19 protein-coding genes and 7 tRNA genes are annotated in these 24,079 nt (G+C 34.5%); all 26 read right to left on the reverse strand.

The window, feature by feature from the left end:
* Positions 1-159: 159 nt before the first annotated feature.
* A complete protein-coding gene (locus FLACHUCJ7_RS10665; RefSeq protein WP_180908902.1) occupies positions 160-705 on the reverse strand; it encodes a 3'-5' exonuclease in 546 nt (181 codons plus the stop codon).
* 50 nt (positions 706-755) lie between these two features.
* On the reverse strand, positions 756-1,853 hold the full coding sequence (locus FLACHUCJ7_RS10670; protein WP_180908903.1) for a slipin family protein: 1,098 nt from the start codon (positions 1,851-1,853) through the stop codon (positions 756-758).
* 778 nt (positions 1,854-2,631) lie between these two features.
* The gene (locus tag FLACHUCJ7_RS10675) at positions 2,632-3,417 is read right to left on the reverse strand and encodes an ATP-grasp domain-containing protein (protein ID WP_180908904.1); all 786 of its coding nucleotides are present in this window, start codon (positions 3,415-3,417) and stop codon (positions 2,632-2,634) included.
* 34 nt (positions 3,418-3,451) lie between these two features.
* Positions 3,452-4,021 carry an RNA ligase 1 family protein gene (locus tag FLACHUCJ7_RS10680; RefSeq protein ID WP_078226298.1) on the reverse strand — a complete coding sequence of 190 codons (570 nt, stop codon included), beginning with the start codon at positions 4,019-4,021 and terminating at the stop codon, positions 3,452-3,454.
* A 31-nt stretch (positions 4,022-4,052) separates the two neighbouring features.
* Positions 4,053-4,125: transfer RNA gene (locus tag FLACHUCJ7_RS10685), tRNA-Leu, on the reverse strand.
* A 177-nt stretch (positions 4,126-4,302) separates the two neighbouring features.
* Positions 4,303-4,374, reverse strand: a tRNA-Pro gene (locus tag FLACHUCJ7_RS10690).
* A gap of 133 nt (positions 4,375-4,507) precedes the next feature.
* Positions 4,508-4,580: transfer RNA gene (locus tag FLACHUCJ7_RS10695), tRNA-Asp, on the reverse strand.
* 20 nt (positions 4,581-4,600) lie between these two features.
* Positions 4,601-4,672: transfer RNA gene (locus tag FLACHUCJ7_RS10700), tRNA-OTHER, on the reverse strand.
* A gap of 66 nt (positions 4,673-4,738) precedes the next feature.
* The gene (locus FLACHUCJ7_RS10705) at positions 4,739-5,047 is read right to left on the reverse strand and encodes a hypothetical protein (protein ID WP_180908905.1); all 309 of its coding nucleotides are present in this window, start codon (positions 5,045-5,047) and stop codon (positions 4,739-4,741) included.
* Between the two features lie 400 nt (positions 5,048-5,447).
* Positions 5,448-5,520, reverse strand: a tRNA-Ala gene (locus FLACHUCJ7_RS10710).
* 59 nt (positions 5,521-5,579) lie between these two features.
* Positions 5,580-5,653: transfer RNA gene (locus FLACHUCJ7_RS10715), tRNA-Ser, on the reverse strand.
* Positions 5,653-5,724 (reverse strand) — tRNA-OTHER (locus tag FLACHUCJ7_RS10720). Before FLACHUCJ7_RS10720 ends, FLACHUCJ7_RS10715 begins: the two co-directional genes overlap by 1 nt.
* Before the next feature lie 6 nt (positions 5,725-5,730).
* Positions 5,731-7,107: an SDR family NAD(P)-dependent oxidoreductase gene (locus FLACHUCJ7_RS10725; RefSeq protein WP_180908906.1), complete on the reverse strand. Its 1,377-nt coding sequence runs from the start codon at positions 7,105-7,107 to the stop codon at positions 5,731-5,733.
* 56 nt (positions 7,108-7,163) lie between these two features.
* The gene (locus FLACHUCJ7_RS10730; RefSeq protein ID WP_180908907.1) at positions 7,164-7,880 is read right to left on the reverse strand and encodes a DUF434 domain-containing protein; all 717 of its coding nucleotides are present in this window, start codon (positions 7,878-7,880) and stop codon (positions 7,164-7,166) included.
* Positions 7,881-8,040: 160 nt separating this feature from the next.
* The gene (locus FLACHUCJ7_RS10735) at positions 8,041-13,107 is read right to left on the reverse strand and encodes a DUF4132 domain-containing protein (protein WP_180908908.1); all 5,067 of its coding nucleotides are present in this window, start codon (positions 13,105-13,107) and stop codon (positions 8,041-8,043) included.
* Positions 13,108-13,277: 170 nt separating this feature from the next.
* The gene (locus FLACHUCJ7_RS10740; RefSeq protein ID WP_180908909.1) at positions 13,278-13,712 is read right to left on the reverse strand and encodes a hypothetical protein; all 435 of its coding nucleotides are present in this window, start codon (positions 13,710-13,712) and stop codon (positions 13,278-13,280) included.
* Positions 13,713-13,901: 189 nt separating this feature from the next.
* A complete protein-coding gene (locus FLACHUCJ7_RS10745; protein ID WP_078226295.1) occupies positions 13,902-15,377 on the reverse strand; it encodes a tyrosinase family protein in 1,476 nt (491 codons plus the stop codon).
* Between the two features lie 42 nt (positions 15,378-15,419).
* Positions 15,420-15,848, reverse strand: a complete 429-nt coding sequence (locus FLACHUCJ7_RS10750) for a hypothetical protein (RefSeq protein WP_180908910.1) — start codon at positions 15,846-15,848, stop codon at positions 15,420-15,422.
* Positions 15,849-15,867: 19 nt separating this feature from the next.
* The gene (locus FLACHUCJ7_RS10755; RefSeq protein ID WP_230408811.1) at positions 15,868-16,806 is read right to left on the reverse strand and encodes a multicopper oxidase domain-containing protein; all 939 of its coding nucleotides are present in this window, start codon (positions 16,804-16,806) and stop codon (positions 15,868-15,870) included.
* Positions 16,807-17,068: 262 nt separating this feature from the next.
* Positions 17,069-17,218: a hypothetical protein gene (locus FLACHUCJ7_RS10760; protein WP_180908911.1), complete on the reverse strand. Its 150-nt coding sequence runs from the start codon at positions 17,216-17,218 to the stop codon at positions 17,069-17,071.
* 35 nt (positions 17,219-17,253) lie between these two features.
* Positions 17,254-18,312 carry a nucleotidyltransferase domain-containing protein gene (locus tag FLACHUCJ7_RS10765; protein WP_180908912.1) on the reverse strand — a complete coding sequence of 353 codons (1,059 nt, stop codon included), beginning with the start codon at positions 18,310-18,312 and terminating at the stop codon, positions 17,254-17,256.
* 12 nt (positions 18,313-18,324) lie between these two features.
* A complete protein-coding gene (locus tag FLACHUCJ7_RS10770) occupies positions 18,325-18,894 on the reverse strand; it encodes a peptidylprolyl isomerase (RefSeq protein WP_180908913.1) in 570 nt (189 codons plus the stop codon).
* A gap of 25 nt (positions 18,895-18,919) precedes the next feature.
* Complete coding sequence (locus FLACHUCJ7_RS10775; protein WP_180908914.1) at positions 18,920-20,962, reverse strand: AAA family ATPase; 2,043 nt, start codon at positions 20,960-20,962, stop codon at positions 18,920-18,922.
* Between the two features lies 1 nt (position 20,963).
* Positions 20,964-21,716 (reverse strand): nucleotidyltransferase domain-containing protein, encoded by a 753-nt coding sequence (locus tag FLACHUCJ7_RS10780; RefSeq protein WP_180908915.1) that lies wholly within the window; start codon positions 21,714-21,716, stop codon positions 20,964-20,966.
* A 214-nt stretch (positions 21,717-21,930) separates the two neighbouring features.
* Positions 21,931-22,743, reverse strand: a complete 813-nt coding sequence (locus FLACHUCJ7_RS10785) for a hypothetical protein (RefSeq protein WP_180908916.1) — start codon at positions 22,741-22,743, stop codon at positions 21,931-21,933.
* A gap of 132 nt (positions 22,744-22,875) precedes the next feature.
* Positions 22,876-23,676, reverse strand: coding sequence for a TatD family hydrolase (locus FLACHUCJ7_RS10790; protein ID WP_180908917.1), 801 nt, complete (start codon positions 23,674-23,676; stop codon positions 22,876-22,878).
* Positions 23,677-24,079: the final 403 nt, after the last annotated feature.

Below are 24,079 nucleotides of genomic sequence, written 5' to 3' on the forward strand. Positions count from 1 at the left end.
CATTAAATCCGAACTTTGTTAAAACTATTATTTATTCTCAAAAATGATCCGGATTTGATTTCTCCTTTCACAAAAGAGAAACTGCAAATAAAAAATATCTGCAGTTTCCTTCTGTAGCTATCACTTAGTAAACAACAGCTGTCAATAACAAAACAAATTCTAATTCTTCAGACACCAATGCAAAATTTTAGCAATGTTTTTGGCATCGTCAATACCTCTGTGATGTGTTCCTTCCAAAGGAATATTAAGCAAATGCAACGCGCCGTTCATTCCGGTTGGCTTCACCAGCCCAAACTTTTCGGCAAAATGTTCTTTAACATTAATGTGCTCCTCTCCCATTGGATACTGGACGCCAAACGATTTACACTGTTTTTTAAGCATATTGAGATCGTACTGACCGTAACTTGCCCAGGTATACAAATCGGGATTGTATTCATCAATCAGCTGGTTAACTGCATCTTCAAAACTCACTCCGTTTTTATCCAGCAAATCCTGGGTAATTGTGGTCAGTTCAGTACAAAACAAGCTTACGCTGGAACGCTCTGGTTTTATCAATATTCCTTTATTTTTAGAAATTGCACCGGTTTCTGTATCCAAAACGGCCAAACCAATTTCAATAATTTCATTTTGATGCCCCTGCGGGACTGCTCCCTGCCAACATGTGGCTTCTAAATCGATAATAATAATTTTATCTGTAGTTTTCATTTTTTCTAATTTTTAAATAAACCAACAGCACTATTTACTGTTAGTTTCTCTTATTTTACGAAGATTTCCTTCAATTGACCGATAACATTTCCGCTTCCTGAAATGGTAATTTCACCGATTTTATCAGCAATTTTCTCTACATATTCCATCTCTTTCAATTTCCACAGCATTTCGTTTTCTTCCATCAGCTTTGCGGTGTTTAGCAAACTTCTTGTTGCAGCGGTTTCTTCTCTTCTCATAATGCTGTTGGCCTGCGCTTTTTTCTCTGCAACCAAAACCTGATTCATGATTTCTTTCATATCACCTGGCAAGATCACGTCTCTAATTCCGGCATCAGAAATTGTTAAACCTAAATCTTTGATTTTAGTTTTTGTGTCTTCTAAAATAGCATCGGCAATAGCATCTTTTCTACTCAATAATTCGTCTAAAGTCAAACCTCCGATAAAAGCTCTTAAAACCAATTGCATCGTAACATATAATTGTTTTTCGAAGTCTTTATTTTCCACAAGGGCTTTGATGATATCCACAACCTGGTATCTCACAAAAAAGTTGATTCTTAATCCTGCTTTATCTTTGGTTAACAATTCCTGACCGGAAATTTCTACTTGCTGCTGTCTGATATCAACAGTTTTAACCTCAATTGTAATTGCGTTATTCCAGAAATAATGTGTTCCTGATTTTAATTCTTTCACGAAAGTGCCGTTTACAAACAACAAAGCTTTGTCATTGCTTGCTACGATAAACTTTCTTGTAAAGAATTTTATCTTAACATTTTCCAATAAGTTTACCGGAATGTTTTCTGTGATTTCGATTTTAGACAAATCTGCTTTAACGAATTCGTTTTTTACAACTCCTTTCCAAAAAGCATATTTTCCTGGCATTAAAACTTCTTTGAAATTTCCTTTCACAAATTGCAAAACAATTTCATTATCGGCAACCTCAACAACTTCTAAAAGTGAAGCCAATACTTCATTCTGCAATAAAATTTCCAATTCAAAAGGAGCCTGAAAAGATCCGTTTAGATCGTAAATCATTATATTCTTGTTTCCAAAAATCCAGTGTAATCCTTCTTCAATTACTTTTACCAATTTTCTGTTTTCGAACACCAAGCCCACTTGGAAAGTTTCGATATTAATTCTCTTAATCACAATATTTTTATTTTTTGTTTCAGGTTTTCTCTGTTTCAGGTTTGAAATCGAAGAAAATCTCTTTTATTTATTTCTAAAGTCAAACGCCTAACTTTTACATTTAACTTATAACTTACTTTTAATAAAAAACTTCATTGTCTTTCTCCTCCGGAAAAAACGGACGAATAGTTTGTCTCATGTCTGGCTGAATTGTTGACGATTCTATTTTGTTGAGATAATCCCCAAATTATCCTAACAATCAAACCGAAAAGAAGACAAGCTTTTCAAAATACATTTCTGTTCGCACTGGCTTTATCAGAGTGCGAAACTTCGGATTTTAAAATCCTGATTTCACTGACAAAGACAAATCAGTTTTTTTCTGGTCATCTTTTTAAGAGTGATGTTCTCCGGAAATACAGATTTTCAGTCTGTTGACTTACCATTCGTCCAACTAATCCCTATGATTAGTGCAGGAATCGAACCTGCTGATTTCTATTGCTCTAACCTGACTAAGCTATCGCATTGCTGCGAATGGGAATCGAACCCATGACCTATAGATTGGTGAGATAATTTTATGGAAAACCATCCAAAACCTTCAAACCAGGCTGTATAGAAAAACATAATTCGCTTTCGCGAAAAGTATCCTACAATGGTGCTATACAGAAACACCCAACAAGGCTTGTTTGATATTTTTAATCAAAGTTTCCTTTGATGTTATTTCATTTTATAAAAAAACTTATATTTCTCTTGAACAAATATTCAAATTACACTGCGCAATTATTTTGCGCAGTGTAAAAAATTAATTTATCCATTCCATAACAGTCGATAAGTAAACTTGTCTTACGTCTTCAAATCTCGTGATATTCGGAATATGATTTACTTCCAGTAAGTATTTAGAACCGTCTTTTGCAACGATATAATCATTTCCAATCATATCCATTTTCAAAGCTTCTTTTATATGAAGCGTATCAGCGAGCAAATCATCATCAACAGGCATAAAACCTGCGCTATCAGGATGAATAGACTTTAACCAATCGTCTCCTTCTAATTTGATCTGCCAATACGTATCGCCAATCATCATAATCCGAACGGCTTGTCCTTCATAATACGGTTCAATAGTAGCGGTAAATTCGCTTTCCCATTCACCGGTAAAACGATGCTTATTTTCACCACAATGCCAGTTTCCCCATTTTGCAACTGTATCGTTTGTTGTATTTACAGAACTTCCTGCACTTACAAAACCTCTTGGAGTACTAAATCTCGAAAGAGACAAAGCTTTTACCAGACAAGGAATCTTAAATCGGCAGTCCAGCATTGCTGCTGCATTCGGATAACAATTTCCTCTCCAGATGGCAAGACCCGCAATAAAATCGAAATCATTATCGTAAATTCCGTAATAGACTACTTTATCTACAGGCAACATCCCAATTCCGTTCGATTTTTCCATATACAAAACGGTATCTTTAACCACAATTTTTGGTATGGACTGGTGCCAAATAATATGTCCTGAATATTGGGCTTTTATACTATCGTATTCTTCCTGTTCAATACCCACAAGGGCAATTCGGTTGTATTTTTGTTTCATCGTTTTTAATTTTAAATGTTACTTGTTTTTGCTTCTAAACGGCTTCCAGTTTCAGGCGTTTAATTCCAAAATCTGTTTTTCTCAATTTGCACATTCTTTCATCTGAAATGTGGTGGAAAACAATTCCTTCAATATCATTTTCCGACAAGAAATTTTCTAAATCATCGAAATTGAGACTTACAAAATCTACTATTTCTGCACCGTGTTTTACCAAAGTATGTTTCTCAAACTTTTCAGGATTTCCTTGTACTTTCGGGCCGCATAATTCGTATGTTCCGTCAACTTTGTTTTCTAATTGATCGAAAGCTTCGAAAAAATGTTTATCCTCAGATTTTGATCTGTCGCATTTCAGCCAGTGTGGGTGATGTCCTGAAATTGGATCGGCTTCCTGACACGGAATTGCTCCTTCCGGAATTGTTCGTCCTTTTTTGGCATCGAATCTTTTGAACAATTCTCCGCCTATAATGGCTGCAGATGTACCGTCGAATTTTCTGGTTGCAATAGCTTTTCCATCAAAAACCCATTTATTTTCGATATTAATTTTATTAATTACCCTTCCTAAATCAGCAGGGTTTTTAGCAAATAATGTGGTTATCTTTTTCATTGTTTCTTTTTTAATTAAACGTTTCTTTTTGTACAGGAAGAGAGACTCGAACTCTCAAAATACAGATCCTAAGTCTGCCGCGTCTACCATTTCGCCATTCCTGCTTTTATTAATCCTCAGTATTTCAAAACTGAAATTGGTGGAAATAGTAAGATTCGAACCTACTCAGTCAAAGACAACGGTGTTTAGCTCATCATTTTTATTGTTTTTTTGGTTTCGCTGAATGAAAAATTTCATTTCAGACCGCCCTAACTCTCCAGCTTTAGCGTATTTCCATTTTGTCTGGGAAGCAGGATTCGAACCTGCGACCTCCCGCGTCCAAGGCGGGTAAACAACCACCGTTATCTTCCCAGTTTTTTTTAAAGGCTCTAAGATGCTAAGGTTCTGAGGGGCTAAGTTTTTAAATCTTTGCGCCTCTGCATCTTTGTACCTCTGCACCTTCCTCAGTACCTTAGTCCCTAAGAACCTCAACACCTTCAAAACTCGCGGCTCATACGGGAGTCGAACCCGTTTCTCCCGAGAGACAGTCGGGAAGGTTAGCCAGTAACCCCAATGAGCCAGTTCCTTCTAGAGAACAAGTGGTTTTGGAAGGGCTCGAACCTTCAACCTCCAGCAAACTCGCTGACTATCTACCAATTGCTATACAAAACCATTATTTTTTGGGCATAAAAAAAGCACCCGGTAAAGGTGCTTCAAGATTTATAAGATATACGTATCCTATTGTCCATGTTCATACACCTGTATTGTTTTACATCCAAGATCGCGTCCCGGGTGTAGTTGTTCTAAGCTGTATATTTTTAAATCAAAAATCATTTTATAAGTTGTATTATATTTTGAAATCATTTTTATCTGAAAATCTTTGTTCTGATTTTCTTCGGCAAAGATAAAGTCGAAAAAATCAATTATCCAAATTATTTTTCGAATTACTTTATTGACTATCAGTAATTTACGATTTAATTTTGAAAATAAAAATCCTGTCCGCATACTGGTGCAGATTTCTTTTTGTATCAAATGACTGTCTCTCATCAGATTACTTTTCAAGATTATATTTCACTATTTTGATTAATCATTAAACATTTTTTGTACAATTTTTTTAAATTATTTTTGATTAAAGTCTTTTTACTCATTTTTTGATGTGCTTTTTTCAGTCTTAAACAAAAAAAGCGCCCTGCTTTGAGGACGCTTTTATATTTTATGTTGAGTTTTAACTCTAAATTTTACATTTCAATTTCATAAAAATACATATTGCATCCTGAGCTTTTAGCCGGAAGATATCCTGCTAAGCGGTCAAAATTTTGTCTTACTGAAAGTATCATATGCATTTTTTGTTTTTTATTACGGGTGCAAATGTAGAAGTTTTTTTCTATTTATATAATTCTTTCCGAATTTTTATTAAGGTTTAAATTACTTTTTTCGTTTGCATTTGATAGATGTGCGGGACTTGAACTCGCAACCTCCTGCCTGCAAAACAGGCGCTCTTCCAATTGAGCTAACATCTATATGCATAGTTTTTTATTTTACTTCCAGACAAACTATAAGTTATTTTATTATGAAGAGAAAGGGTGTGCCTGGACTCGAACCTGCATCCTCCAGTTTAGCAAACTGTTGCTCTTCCAATTGAGCTAACACCCTGGTGGATAGTTGGGACTCGAACCCAAAACTTTTCCTGTGAGGGGAATATTTTTCCAATTAAACTACTATCCTAACTTTTACCAATTGGAAACTTTGTAGTTTTTCAATAATACACCAAATATACTTTTTCCTTTTATACCCTGTACTATCGGATCAAAAATTCTGCTGGCTCCATCTACAGAATCTAGTGGCGGAATATAGCCTTCTTCAAATTGCTTTTTTCTCAGGCTTTCTTTTGCACCTGTCGAAATCCAGCCCACATCTACACTGGTCATAAAAATAGAATCTTCTGCAAATTCTTTGGCCGAAGTCAGTGTCATCATATTCAGCGCTGCTTTAGTCATGTTGGTATGAGGATGAAAAATCGTTTTGTTATTATAACTAAATATCCCTTCTGAGGATGTCACATTCACAATAAAACGTTCATCGAATGTTGAATTTAAAAATAATGGTTTTAGTTCTTTTATCAGGAAATAAGGCGCTATCTGATTAATTAAGTTAACCTCAACAAGCTCATACATGCTGATTTCTTCTAAAGTAGAATTCCAACTTGTCTTATCCCGATTATCAACAGGTTGACCAAAACGCGAAAGCGCTATTTCGGTTTGTTCTTCAAAACCATATTCTAAAGCTTTTACTTCTGAAGTTACCTGAGTTTTATTAGCAATCAGATTAACATTTCCCGAAAATGCTCCAAGCAGGTTTTCTTCTTTCCTTATTAAAGGACTATAATATTCATCAGGATATTTTATCGTTTGTGCCGCATTGTTTATTAAAATATCCAGACTATCAAATTTGGATTTATAAAATGATACAAACTCATTAATAGCATTTAGATTTCTTAAATCAAGACCATAAATAATCATATTATCTTTCCATTGCTCAAAATCTTCCTCGAATTTAAACTGTTCTAACGCAAGCGCAGGAAAACGGGTAGTAATTACAATATTGGCATTACTTCGCAATAATTTTAACGCTGTTGCAAAACCAACTTTTACTCGTCCACCGGTTAAAATTACATTTCGTCCTTTCAGGTCTAAATGCTGAAAACGTTTTTGATAATTTTCTTCGGCGCATTCCGGGCAAAGTCTGGTGTAAAAACTATGTGCCAGTTTATAAGACTGATTGCAGGCATAACAATTTTTAGGCAGGTTTAATTCGGTAAATTGTTGTTCATCCGGTGTTTCTTTTTCTGTAAATAATGTTTCTCCATTTAAAGCTTTTGAAACTATCGTCGCATTCTTGCTAACCTGCAAATCTTCTTTTTTTTTTGAAGTATAACTGGCGTTACGAATATTCTTTTTGGCATTTTTATGAATTTTGGTAATCAAACCAGCAAACAAATCATTGTCAGGATTCTCAAACGGATTGTCTTTTAAAGCCTTTAAAACCTTTATACAGCTTTGCCATTCCTGATCATCAAAAATATAGGTATTGTTATTGTTTTCTTTCATTATTTTTAAAGAATTACAGTCCTGACTTTATTAAAAAAGGACATTCTTTTTCTATTTTACTCAATGCTAATTATAGTCTCCGTTATATCGAGATGAGTCAAAACATGTTTCATCAAATTAAAATTTGCCACAGCATGATCTAAAATCCATGCATCAGATGTTACAGCAATCTGATTGCTTTCTGCCATAACTTTATCCGGATTATTGACCAGTTCTACTTTCCAGTCTAAACCATTTTGCAAAGCGACTTCTTCAATTATTTGTTTTAATTTTCCGCTATTAGAAACCGGTTTATCAAACAGCCAATGTGCCGTTTTTACCTTTTCATTTCTAAAAAAATCAATTATAATGTCAATAGCCTGCGATGTTTGGTTTACTTTTCTGTAAGTTCCGTAAACACTTGACAAATCTCTTATATAACCATCCAATCCCCTGAACACATAAGCTTTTGACAAGATACTTTCCAGCAAAATTAAGACATTAAAACCATCAATAACAATTTCTTTTCCTTCCAGATCCTGACTTTGAATTTCTTTTGATTTTCGGTCTTCAATTTGATTTTGAGAAGCGCTTATTCCTCGAACCGCCTGTTGCTGACGCGAATTTAAACGATAGCGGTTTCCGACCAAAACTAATGTTGCTTTTTCGCCATAATCTCTGCTCAGAAAGTAATGCATATCAGTAACAGCTTCTTTTAGCTTTTGTTGCATTTTTAAAGTTCCAAAGAGTGTATCGTCACTGGCTTCTTTTCCTCGGTTTTTCAGATTTGTCATTTTTTTTGAAGTTAAAGCTTCGATAAAGTAATGTTCTTTTTTTGTTTCTGACTACAACTTAGTCTTTTTTATCTTAAAGTGAAAAACAGGATTGTGTTTTTCAAAAACAGATTAAAAAAAGCTGTTCTATTATTGAACAGCCTTTTCTCTATTATTAATCTTAAGCATAGGTTTTATCAATCTGACTTAAAATAGTTGGGTCCTGAATTTCATTATCTTTGGCAAATAATAAAACTTTAGACATTACTTCAGCCGATTTCGGATCATCATCTGCAAATGGAAGGAACAAACGTCCTCTGTGCTGCGAATGAATCGGCAGAACCGATAAATATTTACCCGGAAGCTGATGCACCACCGCACTGCCTAAATGTACGCTGTAATCCGCCAGTTGCCCCTTTATAATAGCATGATTTTCTTTGATTTCAACATTTTTAACTTTAAATAATCGCAATGTTTCTCTCAATAAAACGCCTCTCATTTCGATAGAAGAATGACTTGCTTCCGGATCTACTCCGCCAACATGGGCAACACTTACAACCAAATCAATATCACGCATAACTTCTGAGAAAATCCTCGGATTGATATCTTCAAAGGCAATGTTTTTATACTCTTTTAAAGAATGAAATTCAATCGTTTCTAAAGTTGGACTTTCAACATCTGCTGGCGAAAACCAATCTGCCATCGCATACATTTTTACCTGATAACCTTCTTTATGGAAAACTTTCTGCAATCCTTCTTCATAATCTACTTTCCAGCCCCTTGTTTTCAATAAAGCTAAAGTTTGATTCGGCTGAACCTGATGTCCGGCGTAACGTCTCGAAATTGATTTTTCTTTCAATTCATCTGGCGTTGGAACATACAATTCTCTGAAAACCTGTTTAAACGGCTGTTGTAATTTAGTATCAAAACAATATTTCTGATAATCAACCCAAACATTATTTTTGTGTAAATCAAAACAGTGCGCGATTCTAAAAGTCTGCTTTTCATTTAATGAAATCATTTCTCCTAAACCCGTTACCAAACTTCCATCGACATAAAAACCAATCTGATCGTCGTTTGAGATAAAAACTAATTTTTCTAAATGTTTCGAAATAATGGGATGTTCAAAAAGATTCTGCATTTCTGCGAATAAAAACTCGTCTCCGCGAATCATGCTTTCTTCCAGACCTTTTCTTGAACGCGTCCATTGCTCGCGCATAGTTTTTCTGCAATTTGTCAATTCCAGAATGCCTTTGTCTTTTTTGTATTTTGGCGGAATCGATTTTAATTCTTTCCCTGCTTTATAAGTAACCAAATCAGCATTTCCTTCTTTGTTAATGACCAAACTAATCGTAACATCATCTAAAACCACTTCGGTTTCTTTTGATAAGATATTCTGAACTTGCTTCGTTTCCATTGCCCAGGTCAGACGAACGGGATCCGGATAACCGGCATTTCTCGCTAAATTTTCTAAAGCCACACGAATGGCCAAAGCTTCACTCGCCTGTTTCATCGAACCAAATTCTTTGCTTTCTTTTTTGAACTGTTGTAAATATTCGTAACGTGCCAAAATATCTTTTTCCGGACTTGCCTTACTCAAAGGAACTAATCCGTACACCCTTAAATAATCCTGATCGCGTTTGTCTTTTACTTTGGCGGTAACTTCTCTAATTTTTAAATCTCCCGTAATCGTGTCGGCGTACAATCTCGCACGTCTGTGACCGTTTCCGTCTGTTACATATTTGGCAGATTCGTATAAAAGTTCCCATTTTGCTTTTCCTAATTTTTTGTAAGCCGATGTAAACCAGTCTTTATCTACAGCGCCATCTTTAAAATCCTGCAAATCTAAAGTCGAAAATCTTGCCGCTTCACTTTCCAGTTCTGAATTAGTAGCACTGTAAGTAGCCGTTTTGGTGTGCGCATGAAACCACCAGATTCCTTCATCCAGACCCTTCCAGTCTAAATAACTGCTGATAAACTTTTGCCATTGCGGTGCATAAATAGCCGTCTGAATCAATCTTTCTTCTGAGATTTTGGCTTTTTTAATTAATGCATCAAAACTTTCCTGTGTATCGGTTTCCAACGGATAACATCTTTTCAATAAGAAACTGAATAATTTCTGTTTCGTTAAATCGGTATACCCCCACGAATAGATATAACCTTTGTACAAACTTGCTTTTCCGAGAGCTGTAATTAGTTCGACCAAACGGTTGGCGCCAAAAATCTTCTGGAAACTCTGCACCAAATGTGTTACCGAAGTATTAGAATCGCCTCTTTTGACCTCAACATCCAAAAATGTTTCCCTGATTTTATCGATCATCTGAACCAGAAACGGAAATCTTTTAATTAAATCCTCACTACCAAAATTTCTGTAATGTTTGGTTTCGCTAGTTAAAACAGAAATTCTTTCACTTTCTAAAATACCTTCATACAATTCGCCTTCAGTAATTAATTTTTGCTCAAATGCAACACAATACAAATGAATTGGCGGTTTGGCAAAAGATCTGTTTTTTTCTAAACCGTTTAGTTGTCTCCACCTGTACAGATTCCATACTTTTGCATTTTGTTCTTTTGTTAAATCAAGCAATCCGATTTTGTTCAGGTAGATATCAAAAAAGCCCTGACTCTGCCAGCCATTCCCGTTGTTATTATTGTAATAATACTCGTCTTTAGCAGGTTTGTATTCAAACTCGATTACCGATTTCGGAAGATCAGCATACAAATTGCTGCAGGCGTCGATTAGGAAATCGGCTTTTTCTTCAAAGGAATATTTTAATTGTAAAGCATTTAAAATCTGCAAAATAGCATTATCCCAATCGTAGCCTCTTTTGTTTTGGTGCGGCAATAATTCTTTATAATAAAAAACATGCTTTTCCAGAAAATCCCTCCAGATTTTTCGGTCACAATTGCTTACCAGTGTCATTAAAAACAAATCTCTTTCGGCTAAACCTGATTTTTCAAACCATTCTGCCCAAACCTCATACAACGGATAATTGGTTGCTGCTAATTCTGAGTCTTTTTCGTCTTTTAGATTTTTTAATGTTCTAAACGTATTGCCAAGCAAAACAGTCGATTTGCTGTTGTCGTAGTTCTCAATTTCGTATTCGTAGTTTCTGTTCGCTTCATACAATTTATAAAGCTTCTCGATCTCAGTTTTAATATGCGACATCGATTTGGAGAAACCGTATTGTTCTGCTTTTACCGCTTTTGCATACAAAGAATCTGCTTTTGGTTTTGGCAGTTCGTAAGGCGAAAATTCATTTGGCGTAAAAAACCCATAACCGTTTTCTGCACTTAAAAGATCTTTCTTTTTAGAAGGCTCTAACTGCTCGATAAATTTGGTTTCTTTTTCGGTAATTTTCGGTCTTTGCTGATATTCTTTTACCCAGTCATTTACTTTATCTGTCAGTTTGTTATTTTTCTGAAGCTGGAGCATCAAATCCAAAACCGACATACGCTGTTCTAAATCGCCTTTTTCTAAAGTCTGATGAACAAAATTGATCACTTTTTGGTCTTCTTGTTTTATCAGAATTGCCGTTAAATTCTTCTTTAAATTCGAATTTTTACGTTTAAACAATTCCTGAAAACCGGCTAATTCCTCTTCGGTTAAACTCAGATTATTCAAAACATTAACCGCCGAAGCCACAAGAGATTCCCCTCTATCCTTTAGAATTCGCAGCGCAAAACTCCTCTGAAAATCGGTTGGTTCTTTTTTATCATTATTGTTTTGATGACTGTTGAAAGAATAACTGTAAAAACTGCCTAATAAATTTCGGGTCAGTTTTTCCCTTAAGTGAATCGAAAAGCCTTCAAAATGATTTAAAACCGTTTTTAATCTTTCGTTGTTATCGCCCACCAAATTAATAGCTGAAGAGAAAAGCGTATCTCTTTCGAACTTGATATTCAGCCACGAAAAAACTTTCCCTTCAAACGTTTTTTCTTTTTCGGTAATAGTTTGCGCGAGATGATACACTTTATCAAAGAAATTCGGATAATCCGTATTTTCGATATAAAACTTCGATTTTGTGTTCGCTTCCAGCAAAGCATTCATTCTTGGAACTGCAAATGCCAAAACCTGTAGATTATCATCTTCTAATGCTTTAAAATACAGCGGCATTTCGATATAGGGGTCGTTCGTTTCCCCGGCAAATTTCAGTGCCAGCGATTTCTTTTCAACCGTACCGTTTTGTAGTAATTCATTCAGATACGGAACTGTTTTCTCTACATCAAAAACGCCCTGAACCCAAAGCGCCATATAGACTTCGTTATTATTTTTGCTTTTAACACCAGTCGGAATTGTTTCCGGATTTGAAAAATAGCCTGAAGCCAATTCGATAATATTTCGAACCGTAGTTTCTTTTTCAGATTCCCAGCCCAGACCTGTCCACGTATCGATCGCTCTTACAACCGATGAAAAACGGGTCAGTTTATTATCTATCAGCACTTTAATCATGTATTGCAAAGCTCCGATACTCGTTTCGTCTAAAGCTTCTAAAACCGTCTGTCGCAAGCCTTCCTGACGCTGAGCCGCAAGAAGCAGTTTTTCTACCAACTCCCAGTTTTCTTGTTTTTCGCTGTTTAAAAGCGCTTTAATGATATTTCTGGACACTTTTCCGTGTGGCTCTTTATTGAAGATTATGTCTTCGAATAATTGAAAAAAACCTTCTTTACCAGCATCCAGCGCTGCCGACCAAACCATGAACTTATTAACCGAATTTGAAATTTCGGTATCATAACGAATTTCGTCTTCGATACTCAAATCATAGTAAAAAGTAGTGCTGTCCTGATAATTGTATTTACTCGGTCCGTTTAATAAAGAGCGTAGAAAATTGACCTGATTAACCAACAAATAATTTTTATGGTTTGGCGCCCTAAAAGAACGTCTTGTATACCCATCCTGATACATTTTTTGAGGTAGTCTGTTCCAGGCTTCTTTTACATAAGCCGCGTTTTCTTCTCCGAAAAAATAAAGCAGCAAATCGTAGTAATTTTTGTCTTCCCACAAATTCTCTTGTATCAAAGCAGCAAACTTTTCGGCTTCTTTTGATCCTAAAGAAATATAATTACTGTAATAATTGTCCTTAAGTTTCAGCAGTTCGAGACCAAACTCCGCCACTTCTTTTTTCAGTTTTGTTTTTAATAATAATTTAGAAACCAGATTACTGTTTACAATTTCTTCCAGTTCTTTTTTAAATCTCTTAATTGGATTTTCAATTACTTTACTTTTTAAAAGATCTTCTATCGTCATGATTTTGAAGTTATGGATTATAAGTTATGAGTTTAGGCTGTGGGCTTTGAGTTATCGTTGTTACGTATTTTATTGAACTAAATGTCACTTACTATAATAACTGACTTAATTTATTTTTGAAATTGACATTTAAATTATTTTTTTGAAATTGATATTGCCATTGATATTGACTACCAGTAGCTTCCCGCCAAAAAGGTCAGCCTGATAAACGTAATCGCTTTATTTTGAGACAAATCAATTTGTTTCGTTAGCGTTTCCAATTGATCGTCACCATAGAAAACAACATATAAACCGTCTTCGAAAGCCTGAATAGCTGTTTCCTGTGCTTTTGCCAGATTGACTTTGTTGTGGTTGTAAATTGCCCCGAAACCTGCTTTTCCCGTATCGGTTAAGATGGGAAGGTAATTTTCTTTTGGAAAATGGATTTTGTCTTCGTCTTCAAACTCAAATGAAGATGCATTGAATAACTGTACCTGATGATCTACAATCGATTCTATGAGTTGTTGCGTGGTAATTACAGAATTTTCTATAGCCAGCGCTATACTTTTTTCCTGCAGGAGCGGATGTTTTTTTCCTAATTGTTTAACAGAGATGCTTATATTCATTAATACCGGCTTTTATTTTGAAAGATGTAAAATACTAAATTAAAAAATAGGATTATACTGAGATAACCTTATTTTAATGTTAAAAATAATGCTTACAACCTGACTATAAAAGTAGTTTTTGATTTCAAAAAAATACCCTGCCAATTGGTATTGGCAGGGTTTGGGTTTTTATTGGTAACTATTTTTCGGTTAGTTAATCCTGGCTAGACTTATTTTTTCGAGTGTTACTTTTGCATCTCCTGTTCCGGTCTTTTTTATGATGATTTCGAAATCACTGGCTGAATTTGATAAATCATCTGAAATATAATAGGCAAAATTAAGTTTTACCCCATTTTCGCTTATGCCGTGATTCTCTTCCATTCCGTGATCGTGTGCTACGCCAAAGAAAGTCATTACCCCGACATATTGATCTTTTTTTCCGGGATAACGAAGATAAACGGTATAATAATCTTTTGGCTCTTTGTAAACCACAACATCCAGATTTAGCACTATTTTAGCATTCGGTTCGGCTCTAAAAACTTTGTTTGTATTCTTTGCAGGCTGACTCGTCACTTTGTGAGCAAAAGCAGTGCTGTTAAGTGTTTTTCCTATTTTTTGCTCCCATATAATTTTTTCATTTGAGTCCTGAAAAGCAATTACTTTTTTCGGTTTTGCCGTATTAGCTGCCAAAACCGGAACTTTAGACCCATAAAGCAAATTATCATATTTATAATCTAAATTAAAAACGATATCATACACTTCATCCATTGTATAACTTACGTGACCGCCGCTTGGAGTTATAAATTCATAAGGCCACGGATTGGCTTTGAGGTCTTCACGTGTCGGGCGCTGACCGTAACCCGAGACATCCCAGGATTCCCAAATTCGGTCAATCATACTGTGGTGCAGCCAGAAAACCGGATCAAATCCTGCCGAAGGAACATTTGCCATCAATCCAGAAAAATTATCCTTCTGATAAATTTCGTTGTAAAAAGTTTCTGCCGGATCAGCATACTCTGCTCCAATAAGATCATGCATATAACCATGAGGCGCTTTTTCTAAACTTTTACTAAATCCTGCCGATCCTGAAAACGACGGGTTTGTTTTTAACTCATTAAGAGCTAACTGAATGGATTCTACCTGATCTGCAAGAATTGGTTTTCCGTTATTAAGAATACTGTATCGGGATTGTATATAAAGTGCCCCCGATTTATCCCTTATTTTTTCCGGCATAATATTGTCAACCGTTTCCGTGCTTCCGTAATTCCAATACGGCAGAGCAAAATCTTTCTTTCCCGATAAATCGCGTACAATTTGTTCTAAATGCCAAATGTACATTCTGTGCCATAAAAGAAAATTCAGATCTGAACTTGGTGATTCTCTTTTATGCGTACAATCACTCCACGCCCATAATTTGTCTTTGAAAGTCTGATACTCCGGACAAAGTTTATTTTTTCCCTCAATTTCATTCGGAATATTATGTATTGCGCCCTGATAATACCAGGAAAGTCCTTTCTCACAGCCCAATTCGCGCATTTTTTTAAAAGCCACATTCATGGCCTCAAGATCTGCTTTTCCTTCGGGCGTATTGGCATTGTGCCGAACGTATTGTATTTTATTTTTATTCTGACCATGGCTTAGGCCCGTTATCAGAATAATAAGGAGTACTGTAATTTTCTTTTTCATTTTGCTGATTTTTTAAGGTTACTGTTGATTTGTTTATTTAGGTTAAAGTGCTTCTACTTCAAAGGTTAAAACTTTGGCATATTCGGGATTGGCTTTATCATAGATTCTAAATTTTACCGTACCGCTTCCTGTTTTGTTGGCAGGAATTACATGAATGGCAATAAATCCCTGCTGATCGGCATTGAGCTTTCTAAAAGCAGAACCTTTCGGAATTCCGATCTGGCAGGCTCCGTGCTGGCACATCGAGCAGTCCCATTCTTTTGGAAATGAATTGTATATCGTTTCCCAAACGAGGTAAATTGGTCCATCCGAAATATTTTCGACTTTGATTTTAGAAATATCCAGTCTTTTGCTTTTTTGCACGCTTTCTTTGTTTACTGAACTTCCTACAACAGAAAAAGTAGGTTTGGTTTGTGCAAAAGCGAACGAAAACGAAAGAAGAAGAATAAAGCAAAGTAGTCTTATTTTCATGATAAATGGGTTTAAATTATTAATAAAAGACAGGAATTGCCGCTTTGTAATTTGTCTTCTTTGAAGCGGAATTTATAAAACGATATTTGATTTTTTCTGTTTCTGCTGTATCGCCTAAATAAGCCAGCAGTTCGAAACATTCGCCCGGGTGCAGCTTTAGCTGATATCCTTTTGATACTGTTTTGATATTGAAGTCTTTACCGTACAGTAAATGAAGTTTTGTCCGGGACGGAAACACGATTTCGTGCTCATATAAACCTGCATTTACTAACCGAAGCAAAAGCGTATCTTTTTTGTGCGCCAAGGACTGTAAGCCTTTATTTTTATCTAAAGTTTCGCCATTGATTAAGAAATAATTCGGTTTGTATTTTGGTAGAATGACAGCCTTATTTGAAGGATCATATTCGGTTCCCATAATGGCATCAGTGTGCCATTGTGTATCTAATTCGTTACTGCACCACATTACTTCTTTCGAAGGTTTGACAGACGAATACTCATTTTCTTTAGGCCGAATAACAATCACGCCAAACATTCCGGCCTGAAGATTGAAAGGATAATTTTCGGGACTGTAATACAAATAGGTTCCTGATTTTTTTGCCTGAAACGAATAAAATCCGTGTTCCATATGATGAATCGCTTCTTTTTCTTTCATGATCTCGTTTTCCTTATCATGTTGTACAAAGTCAATTTCTCTGCAGTATAATGAAACCGGATTTCCCTGCGAGATATTCCAAAAATCGATAAGGATACTATTACCTTCTTTTATATCGATATAAGATCCCGGAAAAGTAATCTGTCCCGAAAGCGAATCAGCAAAACCAAAAGTTCGGATAACAGTATTATCCAGTTCCAGTTTTCCTGTTGTTCTTCCAATAATTAATCTTTCGTTTTGAGAAAACAACAAGGCACTAAAGAATAAAAAAGAACAGACCCATATGATTTTATTGCAGTTTTTCATTTCTAAACCAAAATTATTGTTCAATACCAGCTTTGATATTACAATTCAAATTTAGAGCTATAAAAAATGAAAAGACTGCGTACAAACACCTGTTTTTGCAGTATAAATCTTAAAATATCTGATATTGTTCCGGTTTTGGCCCTGAAATAAAATGAGGATTTACTGAAACTGAATTTTGCAGTAACAAAAAAATCGCCCTGAAACCGGAGCGATTTGTTATGTTGTTTAGGAATATAATTCTTGTTTGATTTAGAAAATTCTTTTAAATTCTTTTCTTCTTTTCTTTTGATTTACTCATTTCGCTAAGCCTTTTTGCCTGTGCCCTTGCTTGTTCTAAAGTTACAGGTTTCTGTTTTTCTAACTGTTTCATGGCTATCTCGGCTCTTTCTTTAAAAGTTAATTTGTAGTTCATGTTACATGGATTTGGATGTTAAATATAGAATTATTTTACAGATACAACTCTTCCCTAATTTTGATCAAAGTCTGAATAGCTTTTGCCTCATCCGGTTTTTCTGGAAGCGTTGATGTTGTATAATAACTTTCGATTGAAGCAATTAGATTATCCGCCATTTCCAGTAAATCATCGTATTCTCTGTTTCCGGCTTTAATATCTAAAAGTTCTTCACGATTGGAAACCCTGATATTTAATTTTCCTGTTGAAAGAATCTGCTCGGCGGTTTGCAAAAGTCTGATGGTGTGCATCATGTTTTTGCTGTCGTAATTTTTTCCGTGCTGCTGGTTGGTGTTGTAGCGGTCTTCATTGCGTTTTTCGATCCAGTTCCAGTATTCGGTGTATTCTTTACAGTATTTTGAATACCCGTCCTGATTGCAGGATAAATAACCGATTAGTTTTTCACCTTTTGGAATCGATGAAAGCGAAACTTCATTTGAGTTTTCTTTCTGAATAATGCCTTTATAACCCAATGTTCTCCCGGAATCGTAAAACATCGCAAACATTCCTTTTGAATTGGGAAGATCGACCAAACCAATTTGTTCCTGCTTTAAATCATTTTCCGTCAGAAATTCTAATACCGAAACGGTTTTATAACCTTCTAAAACATAACAAAAATCCAAAAGGCTTTTCTTTTCCTTTGGCATTGGGTTTACGATTTTCTTGTTTAAACCTCTCGCCTTTTTGATTTGTGTTACGGCATAACCCGCAAAAGAATCTTTGCAGAGTTTAGATAGAAAATTTTTTAGTTGTAAATGCTCCATTAACGGATGTCTGTACAAAATACAATCGTCCGGCGAAGCCAGAATTTCCAGAATATTAGGATTGTTTTTAAGCAGCAATTCTACAAAACGACCAATCTCGTAATACACCTCATCATTGGTTTCATTACTGATCTGCGGAATATAATCTAACCCAAAGAACTTATCTTTAGGCAGATAATAAACGCCTTTGATATCCGTATCTGATGTTGGAGTATTTAACCCGAAAGATTTACTTCCCGAAATGACTTCGAAAAGGATTAGGGTTTGGGATTTTAGGGTTTGGATGGTCATAGATTTATGATTTTATTCAGGTAAGCTCAAAATATAAAAAATAGATTTTGGCAAATCATCATAGGTTTTCAAAACAACGTAGTACCATTTGTTTTCAGGAATATCAATTTGAAACAGGTCATTTTTTTTATGCTTTTTAATTGCATCTTCAAATGTTTTATGCATAACACCTTCATTAAACCATCCTAAATCACCTTTATTGACATTACCATCCATATTATAAATAGAAGCTAATTCTTCAAAGGATTTATTTTTTTTATATAATTTGATAATCTCTTCTCTTTTTTTATTAATGTCATTTATAGTTAACTTACTACCATCCAAATAAATATAACTAACTCTCATAGATACAATAGATTCCGTTTTTACAATTCTATCCTTATCTACCATATCTTTCTCAAGAAATCTATTTTTATAATAATTGAGACTATCATTACTAATTTCTAAAGTTGTAATTTCAGCTTTTGGATTCAATTTAATAAAGTTCTCAGCTTCTTCAAGAGAGTTTATTTCTTTTAAGTTTTGTGAAGAAACAATAGTTAAATAGAAGAAGTTAACGGCTAATAGTAAGTATTTAAGCATAATGTAAATATATTATTGATGGTCATTATTTTTGCGTAATGAAATTATAAATTTCAATTGTTAAGTTTTCTATCTCTTTGTTTTTTGATAAGACTTCCCATGAAAATTTCTTATTAAAAACTAACTCACTTAATTCTCTTTTGTTAATTATAGTTCCGAATGAACCATCTGACTTTACTTCATAAGCAGATTGATTAAGTATAAACGTTGAAGCAATCTTTCCCATTTTATTTCTTATTGCTTCCAGAAACTCTCCAACGTATTTTTTTACAAAATTTGAAGAATCAATTTCAGATAATGCTTCATCAATTTTTAATAAAATCTCATCTTCATGTGACTTAACCAACGTTTTATTGCAAAGCTCAATTAAAATTTCTTCCCACATTTCATTTGTTAAAAGATTCTCTATCTCTCTTATGTTCCAAATAATTTTAGGAATGAAATTATCTGCTTTGGCTTCTTCTAGCTTTTTTAATCTCAATTCTTTTTTACTATTTGACTCAGAAGCATCAGAATCTGCTAAAAGGAATATTCTATTACTAATTGCTAAAGATTTTATGTCTTGTAAAACAACCTCAGCATCATCTTTTTCTACTTTCTCATCAAAAACATAATGATCAATATTTGAGCCTGCATATTCAAAAAAAGCAAAATCAATATCCTCTTTTATATTAACATATTTCTTTTTATCATTTTTTAAAATGTAATTAGTGTAAGATTTCAAAAATGCTTTAATATAATTACGATCAGAAATTCCTTCAACCCAAATACTACAATTAGCCATAAAAACAGAAGAGTTATTTACACCTAATTCTTTTAGCAATGAATTATCTCCCCTATTTACATTTTTTATCGTAAATTGTTTATCATTTAATTCATTACTTCTTGGAGAAAACGAATAAATAGAAACATTATCTTTTTCGATTGTTAAATCTAAAAAATGATTTGAATGTGTCGAAATGATATATTTTAAATTTTTTTTTATCAAATCTTGATTAGAGGAAATTTGATCTAAAAAAAGTCTTTGCATACCGGGATGCAAATTTAATTCAGGTTCATCAATAAATATAAAAGAATTAGATTCAGCCATAAAAATTTTATACATCAAAACGATTAATGCTTGAATTCCATCTCCTAAATCATATAACTTTCTAGTCTCTTTTTCTCCATCAACATGAATTAGAATTAGTTCAGATTCATTAATTCCTTTTTCATTATCACTTTTATCAAATTTTGCTACAATGTCAATTTGTTTACCGTCAAAAAAATTTATACTCAAAAATTTTTCGAATTTTTCAAACTGATTTCTTATCGATTTTTCTGAATTCCTAGAATTTAATATTTCTCTATATAAATGTAACCCCGTAAAAACATCAATACTTTTATCAATTTTATAATTTTTTAAATAAGTATGAAGAAAAATATCTTTCTCAATTTTTTCATAATCATTTACACCTGGCTCATCTAATTTCTTTTCTGATCCATATTTTGCTATTTGAAATAATGAATGAGCACTTCTTAAAGTTGGAATATAATATCTTTTAATTTTTTTAAATTCTTTTCTAAAATTTATTTCAATTTTAGAATAATCTTTTATAAAATCTTCTTGCATTCCATCGTAACCAAATAATGTATTAAGTCTTTTTTTATTGTCTTCAATAACCTTAATCATATTTCCAAAATCATCTATCCTTATCTCACCAAGTCTATTTTTTCGAAATACCTCGGCTTTCTGCTCTGCTGAATCGACGCCTCCTATAATTTGTCTGTAAGATCGCTTGTTATGATTATCCAAAAAAGCTTGTATTTTAGTACTATTAAAATTATTAACATGCTCATTATATTCTAAAATCAGTTCTCGATTTAGTAATAAGTCATTGATAGCTATTAGCGAATCTATAGACATCAATTGTCTCATAAATCTACTTTTTCCCGAATTATTAGCTCCAACTATTATATTAATGGAATTAAATTTTGGAAAAAATTTGATATTTTCCTCTTCGTCATCTAAAAAATAATCTTTAAATTTTTCTGTTCTATCTATTATTAAATCGTAAACTTCTTTCATATTAATTCTTTTCTATTAAATCCCTAAAAAACAAATCCAACTCCTCATTCATCTTCTTCCCACTCCCCAACTTACTTGCATTTTCCTGATTAAATTTTACGGTTTCCAGTAAAAAATCAGTTATCAAAACTTCTTTTGGATGCAGGTATTTTTCGTTCTGATGGGCTTTTATATTTTGTAATTCTACTATTTTGTCTTGAATATTTTGTGGTGCAATTAGCAATACATCAGCAAAAGCAACGGGTGGAAACGTATTGTTTTCTATAATCCATTTTCCGGCTAATGCGGTGCGTAAGGCGTAGAAATAACTTTTTAGTTTTACTTCTTCCATTTCGCAGACTTCCATGAAATTTTTTGTCGTTCCTAAATAATGGTGCAAAACCGCTATTGGCGAAAAACATTTTACGGCTATCTCCTGCATTTGTTTTGCGAAATCATCATTTGCATAATATACTATTGGCGAAAACAACCACTCAATCAAAGGTGCGTTGGATTTTGCTAATAATTTTATGGCTTTCCGTAAATCCCAGCCGGAACCGTCAAGATCGTCTTCGGTCATGAATTCAATTACGTCGGGTTGTTCCCAAAGCGACAAATAATACTCGGGTTTGTGTTTGTAGATAAATCGAATATCGTAGTCGCTGTCGGGAGAAGCAAATCCCCAGGCACGGCTTCCGGATTCTACGGCAAAGAGTATTTCTACGTCTTTTTGCAGTTCTATTTCTTTTAATTTTTGGAGTATTTTTTCTTTCATGGCTGGTTTCAAATGTAAATAAACAACAAAGCTTTAAAGCAGGTAATAATACGGGATTTTTTAAAAGGTACTGAGATTCTAAGTTGCTAAGGTTTTTTCTTCCCTCTATTTGAATTAATCTCGCGAAGACGCAGAGTCGCAAAGTTTTTATTCTGCAGGATGTTTTAAGTTTTATACTTTGACACTCACACCGCAGAGTTACATAAAATCAAACTTAAACCAAAAAATCCGAAACCAAACGCTGTCTGAATCGGTCAATGGGTTTTAAATCTACATTGGTATCTCCGTTGAAAATATCAAAAGGATCGTCGAGACCGCTAATCAATAAGTACAAATAGCAAAACAGATACGTTATGGCAGAAGTTACCAGATAATCGGCTGAGGGGCTTTTGAATTTGGTAATCAGTAAAAGCGACATTACAATAAACAAAATACTGTGGAGCAAGGTATAAGCCGGCTTGATGAAGTTGTTTCTCGAAATTGAATAGGCACGCGTAAGCTGTTTCCGCATCGCATTGGTGTTTTCCTGTATGCCTTTTATGGCTTCTTTATCGACACCTCTTTCGGCAAAATAATAGGCAATCTCATTTGATTTCCGAATCAACGGAAAGATAACATTAGAATCTTTTCCGTTGGAATTGATCCATTCCACAATGCCATCGGTAATCGCAATCATTTCCTGACGCAAAAAAGCGGGGTTTAATTCTTCCCGGCACAAATCAGAAGTTCCTGTTCTGGGCGCTTTGAAAGCCAGATAAATCCAATCTTTGATGGCTTCGAGGTTAGAAGCTATTTCGCCGGGGATTTTTTCACTTTCTTTAAAATCGGTCATCGTTGCTGCCAATAGTAATCCGAAAACAAAAAAAGCACCGGTAAAAATAATCGAAATATCAGCCAGTTCAATCAAATCGTGAAAGTCCTGTCCGTAAAGCGAGAGGTGTTTAAAGATAAAGTTTTTAATTCCTAATACGGCTATTGCCGCAATAAATGATTTTAGAATTATGGTTCTGTTGGTTATAAATTTCATTCAATATTTTTTAGGCAAATTAAACAAATATTACATTTCCTAAACTCATTTACTACAAATAATAAAATGCTATTGCGATTCATCCTGCCGTTGGGACAGCTGTATTCTATTTCAAAAGCTATTAGAAAAATCTTAAATCCCAAAAAAGACTTTAGCATTTCTAGTCGTTTCCTCCGCCACCTTATCCAAAGGAATTCCTTTAAACTGTGCCACTGTTCCGGCAACAAAAGGCAAAAAAGCAGGTTCACAACGGCGTTCGTGGTATTTTTTCAAAAGACTGTTCGGCACATTTTTTGGCAGCATAAACGGCGCATCGGTTTCGATCATCATTCGGTCAAGCGGTACGTACTGAATCACTTCTTTTAAATGGCTGAAACGTTTGGCGTCTGAAATGGCTCCCGTAAAACCGAGATAAAATCCGTTATCGAGATACGTTTTGGCTTCTTGCAGTGTTCCTGTAAAACAATGCACAACACCTTTTGGCAGTTTCGGCAGATAATCTTTTGTGATGTCCATAAATCGGGTAAAAGCAGCTCTTTCGTGCAAAAACAACGGTTTCTGGACTTCAATCGCTAATTCTAACTGAGCTTTATAACATTCTTCCTGTTTGTTTCGGGGCGAAAAATCCCGATCAAAATCGAGTCCGCATTCGCCAACGGAAACCACCTGTTTCTGCTGTAATACATTCTTTAATTTCGAAATACTCTGCGTATCAAAACTTTTCGCATCATGCGGGTGAATTCCTGCTGTCGCATACAACACCCCCGGATACTGTTTTGCAATTTTAGCAGATTCTTCACTGTTTCGTACGCTCGTGCCAGTGAGAATCATCTGAGATACGTCGGCGTCGACTGCGTCTTGTACGACATCGTCTATGTCGTTTTGGAATTGTTTGTTGGTTAGGTTGATTCCTATGTCTATGTATGTTTTCATATTTTTTTTAAAAGTTGCTAAGGTTCTGAGAGGCTGAGATGCTAAGTTTTTTTTTCCTCTCTTTTACCGTTAATTATTATTTTGTTTTTTTTGTCATTAAGGCGCTGAGTTTTTGTTTCACGCAGATTTAAAAAAGATTTAAGCAGACGCTCGCAGATTATTTTTAAAAATCATTTTAAATCTGCTGGAATCTGCCGAATCTGCGTGAAATTTTTTTATGCCTTTGTAGTAAAAAAAATCTCGCAAAGTCGCGGAGTCGCAAAGTTTTTTTTCGTAACGTTTGTCATTTCGAAGAACGAGAAATCTCCGTAAGAAGCTCGACAAAGCTTGAACTTTCGTTGCGGAGTTACTTGTGGAGATTTCTCGTTCCTCGAAATGACATAAAATGAGGATATGTTGTGTT

Source organism: Flavobacterium salmonis (genome assembly GCF_903819435.1).
Lineage (GTDB): Bacteria > Bacteroidota > Bacteroidia > Flavobacteriales > Flavobacteriaceae > Flavobacterium > Flavobacterium chungangense.

Excerpts from the sequence above, each read along its gene's own strand:
- FLACHUCJ7_RS10665 (WP_180908902.1), bottom strand. The coding sequence starts at position 705 with ATGAAAACTACAGATAAAATTATTATTATCGATTTAGAAGCCACATGT.
- FLACHUCJ7_RS10675 (WP_180908904.1), bottom strand. The coding sequence starts at position 3,417 with ATGAAACAAAAATACAACCGAATTGCCCTTGTGGGTATTGAACAGGAA.
- FLACHUCJ7_RS10680 (WP_078226298.1), bottom strand. The coding sequence starts at position 4,021 with ATGAAAAAGATAACCACATTATTTGCTAAAAACCCTGCTGATTTAGGA.
- FLACHUCJ7_RS10705 (WP_180908905.1), bottom strand. The coding sequence starts at position 5,047 with ATGAGAGACAGTCATTTGATACAAAAAGAAATCTGCACCAGTATGCGG.
- FLACHUCJ7_RS10725 (WP_180908906.1), bottom strand. The coding sequence starts at position 7,107 with ATGAAAGAAAACAATAACAATACCTATATTTTTGATGATCAGGAATGG.
- FLACHUCJ7_RS10730 (WP_180908907.1), bottom strand. The coding sequence starts at position 7,880 with ATGACAAATCTGAAAAACCGAGGAAAAGAAGCCAGTGACGATACACTC.
- FLACHUCJ7_RS10735 (WP_180908908.1), bottom strand. The coding sequence starts at position 13,107 with ATGACGATAGAAGATCTTTTAAAAAGTAAAGTAATTGAAAATCCAATT.
- FLACHUCJ7_RS10740 (WP_180908909.1), bottom strand. The coding sequence starts at position 13,712 with ATGAATATAAGCATCTCTGTTAAACAATTAGGAAAAAAACATCCGCTC.
- FLACHUCJ7_RS10745 (WP_078226295.1), bottom strand. The coding sequence starts at position 15,377 with ATGAAAAAGAAAATTACAGTACTCCTTATTATTCTGATAACGGGCCTA.
- FLACHUCJ7_RS10750 (WP_180908910.1), bottom strand. The coding sequence starts at position 15,848 with ATGAAAATAAGACTACTTTGCTTTATTCTTCTTCTTTCGTTTTCGTTC.
- FLACHUCJ7_RS10755 (WP_230408811.1), bottom strand. The coding sequence starts at position 16,806 with ATGAAAAACTGCAATAAAATCATATGGGTCTGTTCTTTTTTATTCTTT.
- FLACHUCJ7_RS10760 (WP_180908911.1), bottom strand. The coding sequence starts at position 17,218 with ATGAACTACAAATTAACTTTTAAAGAAAGAGCCGAGATAGCCATGAAA.
- FLACHUCJ7_RS10765 (WP_180908912.1), bottom strand. The coding sequence starts at position 18,312 with ATGACCATCCAAACCCTAAAATCCCAAACCCTAATCCTTTTCGAAGTC.
- FLACHUCJ7_RS10770 (WP_180908913.1), bottom strand. The coding sequence starts at position 18,894 with ATGCTTAAATACTTACTATTAGCCGTTAACTTCTTCTATTTAACTATT.
- FLACHUCJ7_RS10775 (WP_180908914.1), bottom strand. The coding sequence starts at position 20,962 with ATGAAAGAAGTTTACGATTTAATAATAGATAGAACAGAAAAATTTAAA.
- FLACHUCJ7_RS10780 (WP_180908915.1), bottom strand. The coding sequence starts at position 21,716 with ATGAAAGAAAAAATACTCCAAAAATTAAAAGAAATAGAACTGCAAAAA.
- FLACHUCJ7_RS10785 (WP_180908916.1), bottom strand. The coding sequence starts at position 22,743 with ATGAAATTTATAACCAACAGAACCATAATTCTAAAATCATTTATTGCG.
- FLACHUCJ7_RS10790 (WP_180908917.1), bottom strand. The coding sequence starts at position 23,676 with ATGAAAACATACATAGACATAGGAATCAACCTAACCAACAAACAATTC.